General features: G+C 60.9%; 13 protein-coding genes and 1 tRNA gene. 11 read left to right on the forward strand and 3 right to left on the reverse strand.

Annotation, left to right across the window (positions count from 1 at the left end; translation table 11 throughout):
- Positions 1 to 78 precede the first annotated feature (78 nt).
- From NKI20_RS15905 to glpK, 10 genes are all read left to right on the forward strand, one after another.
- A complete protein-coding gene (locus NKI20_RS15905) occupies positions 79 to 846 on the forward strand; it encodes a DeoR/GlpR family DNA-binding transcription regulator (protein ID WP_352606164.1) in 768 nt (255 codons plus the stop codon).
- A gap of 126 nt (positions 847 to 972) precedes the next feature.
- A complete protein-coding gene (glpD, locus tag NKI20_RS15910; protein WP_352831837.1) occupies positions 973 to 2,499 on the forward strand; it encodes a glycerol-3-phosphate dehydrogenase in 1,527 nt (508 codons plus the stop codon).
- Positions 2,500 to 2,540: 41 nt separating this feature from the next.
- On the forward strand, positions 2,541 to 3,620 hold the full coding sequence (locus tag NKI20_RS15915) for an ABC transporter ATP-binding protein (protein WP_352606168.1): 1,080 nt from the start codon (positions 2,541 to 2,543) through the stop codon (positions 3,618 to 3,620).
- Positions 3,621 to 3,629: 9 nt separating this feature from the next.
- Positions 3,630 to 4,712: an ABC transporter ATP-binding protein gene (locus NKI20_RS15920; protein ID WP_352606170.1), complete on the forward strand. Its 1,083-nt coding sequence runs from the start codon at positions 3,630 to 3,632 to the stop codon at positions 4,710 to 4,712.
- Positions 4,713 to 5,579 (forward strand): carbohydrate ABC transporter permease, encoded by an 867-nt coding sequence (locus NKI20_RS15925; RefSeq protein ID WP_023759298.1) that lies wholly within the window; start codon positions 4,713 to 4,715, stop codon positions 5,577 to 5,579.
- A gap of 1 nt (position 5,580) precedes the next feature.
- Positions 5,581 to 6,504: a carbohydrate ABC transporter permease gene (locus NKI20_RS15930; protein WP_023759297.1), complete on the forward strand. Its 924-nt coding sequence runs from the start codon at positions 5,581 to 5,583 to the stop codon at positions 6,502 to 6,504.
- Positions 6,504 to 6,836 carry a hypothetical protein gene (locus NKI20_RS15935; RefSeq protein ID WP_352831840.1) on the forward strand — a complete coding sequence of 111 codons (333 nt, stop codon included), beginning with the start codon at positions 6,504 to 6,506 and terminating at the stop codon, positions 6,834 to 6,836. Before NKI20_RS15930 ends, NKI20_RS15935 begins: the two co-directional genes overlap by 1 nt.
- Positions 6,836 to 7,123 (forward strand): DUF2160 domain-containing protein, encoded by a 288-nt coding sequence (locus tag NKI20_RS15940; protein WP_352606174.1) that lies wholly within the window; start codon positions 6,836 to 6,838, stop codon positions 7,121 to 7,123. The genes NKI20_RS15935 and NKI20_RS15940 overlap by 1 nt, the downstream gene beginning before the upstream one ends.
- A gap of 81 nt (positions 7,124 to 7,204) precedes the next feature.
- A complete protein-coding gene (locus NKI20_RS15945; protein ID WP_352606176.1) occupies positions 7,205 to 8,932 on the forward strand; it encodes an ABC transporter substrate-binding protein in 1,728 nt (575 codons plus the stop codon).
- A gap of 94 nt (positions 8,933 to 9,026) precedes the next feature.
- The gene (gene glpK / locus NKI20_RS15950; protein WP_352831843.1) at positions 9,027 to 10,517 is read left to right on the forward strand and encodes a glycerol kinase GlpK; all 1,491 of its coding nucleotides are present in this window, start codon (positions 9,027 to 9,029) and stop codon (positions 10,515 to 10,517) included.
- A gap of 107 nt (positions 10,518 to 10,624) precedes the next feature.
- Here the strand turns inward: glpK and NKI20_RS15955 are convergent, their stop codons facing one another.
- Positions 10,625 to 11,092 (reverse strand): BA14K family protein, encoded by a 468-nt coding sequence (locus tag NKI20_RS15955; RefSeq protein ID WP_352732181.1) that lies wholly within the window; start codon positions 11,090 to 11,092, stop codon positions 10,625 to 10,627.
- 249 nt (positions 11,093 to 11,341) lie between these two features.
- Between NKI20_RS15955 and NKI20_RS15960 the strand changes: the two genes are divergently transcribed.
- Positions 11,342 to 11,417 (forward strand) — tRNA-Lys (locus NKI20_RS15960).
- 117 nt (positions 11,418 to 11,534) lie between these two features.
- Here the strand turns inward: NKI20_RS15960 and NKI20_RS15965 are convergent.
- Positions 11,535 to 12,005 (reverse strand): nucleoside deaminase, encoded by a 471-nt coding sequence (locus NKI20_RS15965; RefSeq protein ID WP_352831845.1) that lies wholly within the window; start codon positions 12,003 to 12,005, stop codon positions 11,535 to 11,537.
- A gap of 129 nt (positions 12,006 to 12,134) precedes the next feature.
- A complete protein-coding gene (locus NKI20_RS15970; protein WP_352831847.1) occupies positions 12,135 to 13,193 on the reverse strand; it encodes an ABC transporter ATP-binding protein in 1,059 nt (352 codons plus the stop codon).
- Positions 13,194 to 13,195: the final 2 nt, after the last annotated feature.

Here is a 13,195-nt window from a genome sequence, read left to right on the forward strand (position 1 = left end):
TTCATTAGCCGGCTTATGCCTTTTCATTGGTTTCGTTTTCGACTATAGACAAGAAAAACGAAAACGGGAGGTTGTCCTATGTATTTGTCGCCACGCCATGCCGAAATCATCCAGATGGCCAAGGATCATGGTCGGGTGCTGGTCGAGGATCTGGCCACACATTTCAATGTGACGCCGCAGACCATACGCAAGGATCTCAACGATCTGTGCGACCAGCGGCTGCTTTCGCGCATCCATGGCGGCGCGTTGTTCCCGTCCGGCATCGAGAACATGGAGTATGAGGCTAGGCGCAAGATCGCCGCCGACGAGAAGGAGGCGATCGGCCGGGCGGCGGCCAGGCTGATTCCCGACAACGCCTCGCTGTTCATCAACATCGGCACCACGACAGAGTCGGTCAGCAAGGCGCTGCTCGATCATAACGGCCTCATGGTCATCACCAATAACATCAATGTTGCCAACAGGATGCGGATATATCCGTCGATTGAGGTTGTGATTGCGGGTGGCGTAGTGCGCGGTTCCGATGGCGGCGTCGTCGGCGAAGCGGCGGTCGACTTCATCAGGCAGTTCAAGGTCGATTATGCGGTGATCGGCGCCTCGGCGATCGACCATGACGGCGCCTTGCTTGACTTCGATTTCCGCGAGGTCAAAGTGGCGCAGGCGATCATCGCCAATGCAAGGCATGTCATCCTGGTTTCCGACCAGACCAAATTCGAGCGAACCGCACCGGTGCGCATCGGCCACCTGTCGCAGGTCAACACCTTCATCACCGACCGTTGCGACATCCCGTCGGTGCGCAAAATCTGCCAGGAGGCCGAGGTTCAATTGATCGAGACTTCGCTCGCCTAGGCGATTTCGGCTTGGCATCACACGCTCGTGATATTTCGTTTGACATTCGTTATGATTTCGAAATAATCCCGACACGGTTTCGTAAAAGGCCAAAAATGGTGCAATGCGAAATCGTTGGAGGAATTTGTGGAAGCATCTCCGATCCGTGACATTTTCGTCATAGGCGGCGGCATCAATGGCTGCGGCATTGCCCGCGATGCTGTCGGGCGTGGCTTTTCCGTCTTCCTCGCCGAGATGAACGACCTCGCCAGCGGAACCTCCTCAGGCTCGACCAAATTGATCCATGGCGGCCTGCGCTACCTCGAATTCTACGAATTCCGCCTGGTGCGCGAGGCGCTGATGGAGCGCGAGGTTCTGTGGAAGAACGCGCCGCACATCATCTGGCCGATGCGCTTCGTGCTGCCCTATGCCAAAGGCCTGCGCCCGGCCTGGCTGATCAGGCTGGGTCTGTTTCTCTACGATCACATTGGCGGGCGCAAATTGCTGCCGGCGACCAGGACGCTTGACATGGCCAGGGATCCGGCCGGCAAGCCTTTGAAACCATTGTTCAAGAAGGCCTTCGAATATTCGGACGGCTGGGTCAATGATGCACGGCTGGTGGCGCTGAACGCGCGTGATGCCGCCGATCGTGGCGCAACGGTCCGCACCCGCACGAAAGTGGTCGGCGCACGCCGCGAAAACGGATTGTGGACGATTCAGATCGAAGACCTGCAGACCGGCAAGACCGAAGAAATCAAGGCGCGCCTGCTGGTCAATGCCGCTGGCCCCTGGGTCGATCATGTGCTGTCCGGCGTCGTTGGGCTCAACGATGTGCACAATGTCCGCCTCGTGCAAGGCAGCCATATCGTCATCGCCAAGAAATTCGACGATCCGCGCGCCTATTTCTTCCAGAACAGGGATGGTCGCATCATTTTCGCCATTCCTTACGAGGACGAGTTCACCCTGATCGGCACCACGGACCAGGATTACCCCGGCGACCCGCATGACGTGAAGATCAGCGACAAAGAGATCGACTACCTCTGCGCCGCGGCAAGCGAATATTTTGCGCAACCGGTCAAGCGCTCGGACATCGTCTGGACCTATTCGGCCGTGCGTCCGCTCTATGATGATGGCGCCTCCAAGGCCCAGGAAGCGACGCGCGACTATGTGCTCAAGGCAGATGGCGGCGAGGGCGCTGCCCCGATTATCAACGCCTTTGGCGGCAAGATCACCACCTATCGCCGGTTGTCGGAATCGATGCTGGAAAAGATCGAGGGTTTTCTCGGCAAGCGCGGCAAGCCATGGACGGCAAACGCGCCATTGCCGGGCGGCGATTTCCCGGCCACCGGTTTCGATGCCGAAGTGGCGAAGCTGAAAACCGCCTATCCGTTCCTCGACGCGCGCCTGGCCCGGCGACTGACCAGGCTCTACGGCACCCGCGCAAGGATGCTGTTGGGGTTGGCCAAATCGAATGCCGATCTGGGCCGCAACTTCGGCGCCGATCTTTTTGAGGCTGAGGTGCGCTATCTCGTTCAAAACGAATGGGCTGTCACCGCTGAAGATGTATTGTGGCGCCGGACCAAGCGCGGTCTGTATCTCAGCCGCGAGCAGGTAGCGGTGCTCGATGAATTCATGCACGGCATAAGCCGGCGACATGTCGCGGCTGCGGAATGAAGAGGGTTTGAGCTGATGCAGAAAGCCTGGGAGGAGGCGTCATGCTGGAACTAAGGAACGTCACCAAGACGGTTGGTGCGGTCGAGCATATCCGCGACGTGTCGCTGACGCTCCAGCATGGCTCGCTCAACGTACTGCTCGGCCCCACGCTTTCCGGCAAGACCAGCCTGATGCGGCTGATGGCCGGCCTCGATGTGCCGGCCTCCGGTTCGATCTGGTTCGACGGTCAAAATGTCACCGGCGTGCCGGTGCAGCAGCGCAAGATCGCCATGGTCTACCAGCAGTTCATCAACTATCCGGCGATGACCGTCTACGAGAACATCGCGTCGCCGCTCAGGGTGGCTGGCACCGAACAGGCGAAGATTGACAAGGAAGTGCGCAATGCCGCCGCACTTCTCAAGCTGACACCTTATCTCGACCGCACGCCGCTCAGCCTGTCCGGGGGCCAGCAGCAGCGCACCGCACTGGCGCGTGCCATCGTCAAGAATGCCAGCCTGGTGCTGCTTGACGAGCCGCTTGCCAATCTCGACTACAAATTGCGCGAAGAGCTGCGCGCCGAACTGCCGAGGATTTTTGCCGCCACCGGCACCATCTTCGTCTATGCCACGACCGAGCCGCACGAAGCGCTGCTGCTCGGCGGCAATACGGCGACACTTTCCGAAGGACGCATCACCCAGTTCGGCCCGACAATCGACGTGTTCCGCAAGCCGGTCGACCTGGTGACGGCCAGGACTTTCGCCGACCCGCCGCTCAACACCATCGTGCTGGCCAAGAAGGGTCCGGACTTTTTGCTCGAAGGCGGCGTCAAGCTGCCGGTGCCCGCCGAACTCGTCGGCATTGCCGATGCGAACTATACGGTTGGCTTCCAGCCGCACCATCTTTCACTCGATCGGCCCAATCCGTTGGCCGTGCCGGTGCGTGCGAAGGTCACCATCACCGAGATCACCGGGTCGGAGAGCTTCATTCATCTCGACTTCGCCGATGCGCGCTGGGTTATGCTGAGCCACGGTATCCTCGATTTCGAGATTGACGCCGCGATCGACGTGTTCATCGACCCGCGCCACATCATGGTCTTCGACGGGCAAGGCAGCGCCGTAAGCGCGCCAAAGCTGGCGGCATAGGAGAGCGATATGGCGCGCATCGACGTCAATCACATCCGCCACTCCTACCTGCCGAGCCCGCGCACGGATGCCGATTTTGCGCTCAAGGAAGTGCATCACATCTTCGAGGATGGTGGCGCCTATGCGCTGCTCGGGCCTTCGGGCTGCGGCAAAACCTCGCTGCTCAACATCATTTCGGGCCTGCTTCATCCCTCGCATGGCCGGTTGCTGTTCGACGGCAAGGACGTGACCAACTTGTCGACGCAAGAGCGCAACATCGCGCAGGTGTTCCAGTTCCCGGTCATCTACGACACGATGACCGTTTACGACAATCTGGCCTTCCCACTGCGCAATCGCGGCGTGCCGGAAGCCGATGTCGACCGCAAGGTGCGCGAGACGCTGGAAATGATCGATCTTGCGTCCTGGGCGAAGAAGAAGGCGAGGGGGCTGACCGCCGACCAGAAGCAGAAGATATCGCTCGGCCGCGGACTGGTGCGCTCGGATGTCAACGCCATCCTGTTCGACGAGCCGCTGACCGTCATCGATCCGCACATGAAGTGGGTGTTGCGCTCGCAACTGAAACAGTTGCATCGCCGCTTTGGCTACACCATGGTCTACGTGACGCACGACCAGACCGAGGCGCTGACCTTCGCCGACCAGGTCGTGGTCATGTACGATGGCGGCATCGTGCAGATCGGCACGCCGGCGGAATTGTTCGAGCGACCGCGCCATACGTTTGTCGGTTATTTCATCGGCTCGCCGGGCATGAACGTCATGCCGGTGGCGATCGAGGGCAAGACGGCGATGCTTGGGGCCCAGCGGATCGAACTGCCAGGCGCACCCAAGGCAGCCACCGGCGCCATAGAGCTTGGCATTCGTCCCGAATATGTCCGGCTCGGCCGTGACGGCATGGCCGTACAGGTCAGCAAGATCGAGGATCTCGGCCGCCACAAGGTGGTGCGCGCGAAGCTTGAAGGCCGCGACATCGCTGCCGTGATCGGCGAGGACGAAGCCGTACCCGCCGATCCGAAGGTGCGGTTCGACCCGGCCGGCATCAACATTTATGCCGATTCCTGGCTGGTTGAGATGGCTCGCGTCGAGATGGGGGCATAGATGGAAAAAACCTGGAACAACAAGGCCTGGTTCCTGGTGCTGCCAGTGCTGGTGCTGGTGGCATTCTCGGCGGTCATCCCGCTGATGACGGTCGTCAACTATTCGGTGCAGGACACTTTCGGCAACAACGTCTTCTTCTGGGCCGGCACCGAGTGGTTCGAGGAACTGCTCTCTTCCAGCCGCTTCTGGGAAGCGATGGTCCGCAACCTGATCTTCTCCTTCATTATCCTTGCCATCGAAGTGCCGCTCGGCATCTTCATAGCCCTCAACATGCCGAAAAAGGGCTGGGGTGTGCCGGTCTGCCTGGTGCTGATGGCACTGCCGCTGCTGATCCCGTGGAACGTCGTCGGCACTATCTGGCAGGTTTTCGGGCGCAACGACATCGGATTGCTCGGCTATTACGTCAATGCGCTCGGCATCGACTACAACTACGTGCAGGATTCGTTCGATGCCTGGGTCACCGTCATCATCATGGACGTCTGGCACTGGACCAGCCTCGTCGTGCTGCTCTGCTATGCCGGCCTGGTCTCCATTCCGGATGCCTTCTATCAGGCGGCCAAGATCGACGGTGCCTCGCGCTGGGCGGTGTTCCGCTACATCCAGCTGCCGAAGATGAACCGGGTGCTGCTGATCGCCGTGCTGCTGCGCTTCATGGACAGCTTCATGATCTACACCGAGCCTTTCGTAGTGACGGGCGGCGGACCGGGTAACTCGACGACATTCCTGTCGATCGACCTGGTCAAGACGGCGCTCGGCCAGTTCGACCTCGGTCCGGCCGCGGCCATGTCGCTGGTCTACTTCCTCATCGTCCTTCTGCTGTCATGGGTGTTTTACACCGTGATGACCAATTACGACGCGGAGCGCTGAGATGGGCGGCGCCAACGAAAGAACGACGAGGCAGGACAGAGTGAGCGAAACGACGGCTTCGGAAGGGCTCGCCAGTGCTATGTCGCAGGACCAGATCGCGCGGCTGATGCGCCGCCGCGGCGAGGAATCGCGCTGGTGGTGGATCGTGCCGACGGTCTACATCATCGTGCTTTTGCTGCCGATCTACTGGCTCATCAATATGAGCTTCAAGACCAATGCCGAGATCGTCTCCTCGCTGACGCTCTATCCGCATGCACCGACGATCGCCAATTACGTCACCATCTTCACCGATGCGTCCTGGTACTCGGGCTACGTCAACTCGATCACCTATGTGGTGATGAACATGGTGATCTCGGTGGCTGCGGCGCTGCCGGCGGCCTACGCCTTCTCGCGCTACCGCTTCCTCGGCGACAAGCACCTGTTTTTCTGGCTGCTGACCAATCGCATGGCGCCGCCGGCGGTGTTCGCGCTGCCCTTCTTCCAGCTCTATTCGGCCTTCGGCCTGATCGACACCCACATCGCCGTCGCGCTGGCGCATTGCCTGTTCAACGTGCCATTAGCGGTGTGGATCCTCGAAGGCTTCATGTCGGGCGTGCCGAAGGAAATCGACGAGACCGCCTATATCGACGGCTATTCGTTCCCGCGCTTCTTCGTCAGGATCTTCATGCCGCTGATCGCGAGCGGCATCGGCGTCGCCTGTTTCTTCTGCTTCATGTTCTCGTGGGTGGAATTGTTGATCGCCCGCACGCTGACCACGACCGACGCCAAGCCGATCGCCGCCACCATGACGCGTACGGTTTCGGCCGCCGGCATGGACTGGGGCCTGCTCGCCGCCGCCGGTGTGCTGACGCTGATCCCCGGCGCGCTGGTCATCTGGTTCGTGCGCAACTACATCGCCAAGGGCTTTGCCCTGGGGAGGGTTTGATGGCGGAAGCGGTTATCAAAATCTCCGAACTGCGCGATTTCGCGAGCAGCTTGTTTGATCGTCTCGAAGCTCAAGGCGTCGACCATATCGACGTCAAGCAAAGTCAGTACTGGAAGGTCTATTTCGCTGACGCATTCAACCTCAGCCCTCCGAGCCTCGTGATGGGAGACGTCTACGACGATCTCAACGATTTGCGGGCAGAGGTTAAAGGCTCAAACAGCGATGCCATCGCATGGCACGCATTTATGCATCTCTCCGGCTTGATGAATTTTGTCGCTTACTCTGCCGAAAGCTGTGACTTTGTGAAGCGTACGGTGATGGAGAAGCACTGATGAATTTCGACCTTACCTGGATGGCATGGACCTGGCCGACGGCGGCCTTTTTCGGGACAATCTTTCTGCTGCTGTGCGGCATGGCGGCGTGGGAATATGCCTCGCCGGGCGGCAATCCGCGCATCGGCCTCCTGCGCTTCGAGACGACGCGTGGCGACCGTCTTTTCCTGTCGCTGCTTGGCAGCGCCTTTATCCATCTCGCTTGGTTGGGTCTTGTCGGACCCAACCTGTGGTGGGCTCTCGCTCTCTCCGTGGTCTACGCCGTTGGCGTGTTCCGCTACGTATAGAGGGGGAAACTGTTGGAGCGACCGCGTGCCGGCGGCCGCTCCAGATCGCACTTGAAACCTTAAAACAGTGGAGGAAACACAATGCGACGGCAATTTTTAACATCAACGACTGCGCTTGTCCTATTGCTCGGGGTTGGCAACGCCTATGCCGGTATGGACGAGGCGAAAGCCTTCCTGGACAAGGAAATCGGTCCGCTTTCGACGCTCGACCGCGCCGGCCAGGAAGCCGAAATGCAGTGGTTCATCGATGCCGCGAAGCCTTTCGCCGGCATGGACATCAAGGTCGTTTCGGAAACCATCGCCACGCACCAGTATGAATCGCAAGTGCTGGCGCCGGCCTTTACCGCCATCACCGGCATCAAGATCACGCATGACGTCATCCAGGAAGGCGACGTCGTCGAGAAGATCCAGACCCAGATGCAGACCGGCCAGAACCTTTATGACGGCTGGGTCAACGATTCCGACCTTATCGGCACCCACTGGCGTTACCAGCAGGTGCGCAACCTGACCGACTGGATGGCGGGCGACGGCAAGGACGTCACCAATCCGAACCTCGACCTGAAGGACTTCATCGGCACCTCGTTCACGACCGCGCCCGATAAGAAGCTCTACCAGCTTCCCGACCAGCAGTTCGCCAACCTCTACTGGTTCCGGTACGACTGGTTCAACGACGAGAAGAACAAGGCCGACTTCAAGGCCAAGTACGGCTACGACCTCGGCGTTCCCGTCAACTGGTCTGCCTATGAGGACATCGCCGAGTTCTTCACCGGCCGCGAGATCGACGGCAAGAAGGTCTATGGCCACATGGACTACGGCAAGAAGGATCCGTCGCTCGGTTGGCGGTTCACTGACGCCTGGTTGTCCATGGCCGGCAACGGCGACAAAGGCCTCCCGAACGGTCTGCCTGTCGACGAATGGGGCATCAAGGTCGACGAGAATTCGCGACCGGTCGGCTCCTGCACGGCGCGCGGCGGCGATACCAATGGTCCGGCTGCCGTCTATTCGATCCAGAAGTACCTCGACTGGCTGAAGGCCTACGCACCGGCCGAAGCCCAGGGCATGACCTTCTCCGAATCCGGCCCGGTTCCGGCTCAGGGCGCGGTCGCGCAGCAGATCTTCTGGTACACCGCCTTCACCGCCTCGATGGTCGATGCCGGCGCAAAGGCAGTGCTGAACGACGACGGCACGCCGAAATGGCGCATGGCACCGTCGCCGCATGGCGTCTACTGGAAGGACGGCATGAAGCTCGGCTATCAGGACGTGGGTTCCTGGACGCTGATGAAGTCGACGCCGACCGACCGCGCCAAGGCCGCCTGGCTTTACGCGCAGTTCGTCACCTCGAAGACCGTCGACGTGAAGAAGAGCCATGTCGGCTTGACCTTCATCCGCGAGAGCACGATCCACGACAAGAGCTTCACCGAGCGCGCTCCGAAGCTCGGCGGCCTGATCGAGTTCTACCGCTCGCCGGCTCGCGTCCAGTGGTCGCCGACCGGCACCAACGTGCCTGATTATCCGAAGCTGGCACAGCTCTGGTGGCAGGCGATCGGCGATGCATCGTCGGGCGCCAAGACGGCGCAGGAGGCGATGGACTCGCTCTGCAGCGAGCAGGAAAAGGTGATGAGCCGTATCGAGAAGTCGGGCGTCCAGGGCGATATCGGCCCGAAGATGGCCGAAGAGCATGACCTCGCCTATTGGAACGCCGACGCGGTCAAGAAGGGCAATCTCGCTCCTCAGCTCAAGATCGAGAACGAGAAGGAAAAGCCGATCACCATCAACTACGACGAACTGGTGAAGAGCTGGCAGAAGTAGCATTGTCTATGCGGGCGTTCGCGCGCCCGTGTGAAATTAGGGGAGGCGGCTCGTTGCCGTCTCCCCTCTTTGTATCGAGGCGGAGGGCGCTGGAATGAGCGGTTTTGTGCTGGCAATCGACCAGGGAACGACTTCGACACGGGCGATCCTGTTCGATGACCAGATGAAGGTCGTCGGCAGCGGGCAGAAGGAATTCACGCAGCATTATCCGGCCTCCGGCTGGGTCGAGCATGATCCTGAGGAGATCTGGGCGAGTGTGGTGGCGACGGTGAAGGCGGCGCTGAAGAAGGCCGGCCGGAATGCTCCCGAAGTGGCTGCGCTCGGCATCACCAACCAGCGCGAAACCGTCGTCATCTGGGAGAGGGCGACTGGCAAGCCGATCCACAACGCCATCGTCTGGCAGGACCGGCGCACCGCGCCGCTGTGCCAGAAATTGAAAAAGCATGGCCTGGAGAAGAAATTCACCCGCAAGACCGGCCTGCTGCTCGATCCCTATTTCTCCGGCACCAAGATCGCCTGGATGCTCGACAAGGTGAAGGGCGCCAGAAAGCGCGCCGAGCAGGGCGAATTGCTGGCCGGCACAATCGACAGTTTTCTGATCTGGCGGCTGACCGGCGGCGAGGTCCACGCCACCGATGCCACCAATGCTTCGCGCACGCTGCTCTACAACATCGCTGAGAATGCCTGGGATGAGGAGCTGCTGGCCATTCTGAACATCCCGGCCAAAATGCTTCCCGAGGTAAAGGACTGCGCCGATGATTATGGAATCACGGAGAAAAATCTCTTCGGCGCCGCGATAAGAATCCTCGGCGTTGCCGGTGACCAGCATGCGGCGACCATCGGCCAGGCCTGTTTCGAACCGGGCATGATGAAATCCACCTATGGCACCGGCTGTTTTGCGCTGCTCAACACCGGTAGTGACCTGGTGCGCTCGAAAAACCGGCTTTTGACCACCATCGCCTACCGGCTGAACGGCAAGACCACCTATGCGCTGGAAGGCTCGATCTTCATTGCCGGTGCTGCCGTGCAGTGGCTGCGCGACGGCATCAAGGTGATCGGCAAGGCCGAGCACAGCGGCAAACTGGCAGCCGAAGCCGATCCGACGCAGAATGTCTATCTGGTGCCGGCTTTCGTCGGCCTCGGCGCACCGCATTGGGACGCCGATGCACGTGGCGCCATTTTCGGCCTGACCCGCAATTCCGGTCCGGCGGAGTTCGCCCGCGCCGCTCTGGAGGCCGTCGCCTACCAGACGCGCGACCTGCTCGACGCCATGCGCAAGGACTGGAAGGGGGCTTCGGCCAAGACCGTGCTTCGGGTCGATGGCGGGATGGTAGCGTCCGACTGGACCATGCAGCGCCTCGCCGACATCCTCGATGCGCCGGTCGACCGCCCGACCATTCTGGAGACGACGGCGCTGGGTGCCGCATGGCTTGCCGGCTCGAAGGCAGGCGTGTGGCCGGATGCCAAGAAGTTTGCGAAAAGCTGGGCGCAGGAACGGAGGTTCCAGCCGGATATGGATATGTCGACTCGTTCAGCCAAGCTTGCGGGCTGGCGCGATGCTGTGCGCAGGACGCTGAGTGTGTAATAAACGGCCATCAGTGGTCGGTGATGGGGCGGGCTGACCGAAAAGAAAGGCCCGCGCCACTTCTGGCACGGGTCTTCAATGGAGCGCTATCACTCCCACTCACTCAATCAGTAAGGCGAACGGCACTCACGGCGCGGGCCATAATTCGGCTGGAACGTGTTGTCCGAAGCACGGTAGCTGCGATAGTGATCGTAGCACCACTGCACATGCGAATTGCCCTCATAGACGCGATTGCGTTCGTTGTTGATGATGGCGCCGGTGATCAGCGCGCCGGTAGCGAAGGCCGCGAGCGGGAACCAATAATCGCCGTGGCGGCGATAGCCGGGGCGATATTCGCGATAGCCGCGATGGCCGTTCCAATAGATCACGCGATTGCGGGAAAAATTGCGGTCACGCGAAAAGCTGCGATTGTAGCGGTTCTTGCGCCACTCCTGGTACTGGACTGTCTGCACATCCGGCACCGCGACCTGGGATTGCGGCACATAGTTCGGTTGGGCGTTGACGGGCACCGCCTCCGCCGTAACGAATGTGGCCGAGAGCGTGGCTGCCAGCATACCCACTGTGATTCTGTTCATTGCTCTTCTCCTCGAGGGTTAGCGGACGTCCCCGTGCTGGGAAAACGAGTGGCCTATGCAATTGTTCCCGGGACAGGATGCCGCTGCGGGCAAAACGGCTGAGCTCCTTAGTTGCTCTCTCCGCTGATGCGGCGAGAGAGTGCCCCGACGGGGCGAAGCCATGTTTACGAACCCTCTTTTTCCGGTTGACCGGTCGAGGCACTCTCCCTATGTTCCGCGCAATTTCGAGGGCGGCTTTTGAGCCCGCGGGAGCGCGTAGCTCAGCCGGTAGAGCAACTGACTTTTAATCAGTAGGTCATGGGTTCGAATCCCATCGCGCTCACCAAATCGATATTCCACCATAACGAGCGGGGAGACTTTCCCACGCGCACGGCAGCAGCATTACGGCTCCGATCGATCCGATGGCTGTTGCCATCGACCGGTTGCCGACTGGCACGAAGCGTCAGCGCTTCCAGAAATCGCGGTGCGGCTCGTGCAACTCGTCCTCGATTTCGGGGAAGGGGCCAAAGACCTCCATCTTTTTCTGGCCGGAGCCGAACACGGTGCGCGAGGAGAGGCTCATCGTCGGGTTCTCAGGGTGGTCCCCGGTCAGCGCAAGGATCTTGGTCTCATCGCACCCGTAGACCAACCGCCCGATATTCGCCCAATACATCGTACCAGCGCACATCGCGCACGGCTCAAAGGTCGAGACCAGCGTGCATTGCCACAGGAACTCCGGCTCGTAGGCCGCCGCGGCGCGCCGGGCGATCTCGGTCTCGGCATGGCGCACCGTGTCGAGATTGCCCTGCCGCATCAGTATGCGGTCGTCCGGCCCGACCAGCACGCAACCGAACGGATGATGCCCATGCGCCGCCGCCTCGCGCGCGACTTCATCGGCGGCGCGGAGGTGGGCGAGCATCTGATCGCGGGTCATGGCAAAATCCTGTCGCGCCGGCATCCACCCGATGAGCGGCTCTTCGAGCCGAGATTGCTGCCAAGGGACGCTCGTGGCAAGAGCTAACCGCCGCTTGAGACCTTTGCGCTGGGATATCGGACCTTTGCCCTACAATCGCCGGCCGGTCTTGGCATCGAACAGGTGAGCACAGGCGCGGTCGATCTCGATGCGCACCGGCTCGCCCTGCTTGAGCGCAAGCCGTTCGCGGAAAAGGCAGGAGATCTCTTCGCCCCCACAATCCACCTTGGCGAAGATTTCCGACCCCGTCGCTTCCAGGAGCGTAACCTTGCCATCGATGCCTTGGGCGGTCGCACGAATATGTTCCGGGCGGATGCCATAGACGAGGTCGTTCCCCGAAGCATGCGCGGGGTGGATGCCTTCCGGCAGTGGCAGGACCAGCCCGCCGGTGCTGCGGAACACGCCTTCCTCGATACGGCCGGCAATGAAGTTCATGGCGGGCGAGCCGATGAAGCCGGCAACGAAGAGATTGGCAGGGCGGTCGTAAAGGTCGAGCGGCGCGCCGATCTGCTCGACGAGGCCGTCGTGCAGCACGACTATCTTGTCGGCCATGGTCATGGCCTCGATCTGGTCGTGCGTGACATAGATCGTCGTGGTGCCCAGTCGCTGGTGCAGCGCCTTGATCTCGCCGCGCATCTGGACGCGCAATTTGGCGTCGAGATTGGAGAGCGGCTCGTCGAACAGGAAGACTTGCGGGTCGCGCACGATCGCGCGGCCCATGGCTACGCGTTGGCGCTGGCCGCCGGAAAGCTGGCGCGGGTAGCGGTCGAGCAGCTTGTCGAGGCCCAGAATGCTGGCGGCCCTGCCGACGCGGCTGGCGGTATCGGCCGGATCGGCTTTCTTGATCTTCAGGGCAAAGCCCATATTGTCGGCCACCGTCATATGCGGATAGAGCGCGTAGTTCTGGAACACCATGGCGATGTTCCTGTCCCGCGCACGCAGATTGTTGACGATGCGATCGCCAATGGCGATCCTGCCGCCCGAAATCGTTTCAAGTCCGGCAATCATGCGCAGCAGCGTCGACTTTCCGCAGCCCGACGGACCGACCAGGATGACGAACTCGCCATCGGCGATATCGACGCTGACATCGTGAATGATCTTGGCCGTTCCGAAGGCCTTCTGCACGTTGTTGATTGTCACCGAAGCCATTG

It is taken from the genome of Mesorhizobium sp. M0830, assembly GCF_040319965.1.
In the GTDB taxonomy this organism is placed as follows: Bacteria; Pseudomonadota; Alphaproteobacteria; order Rhizobiales; family Rhizobiaceae; genus Mesorhizobium.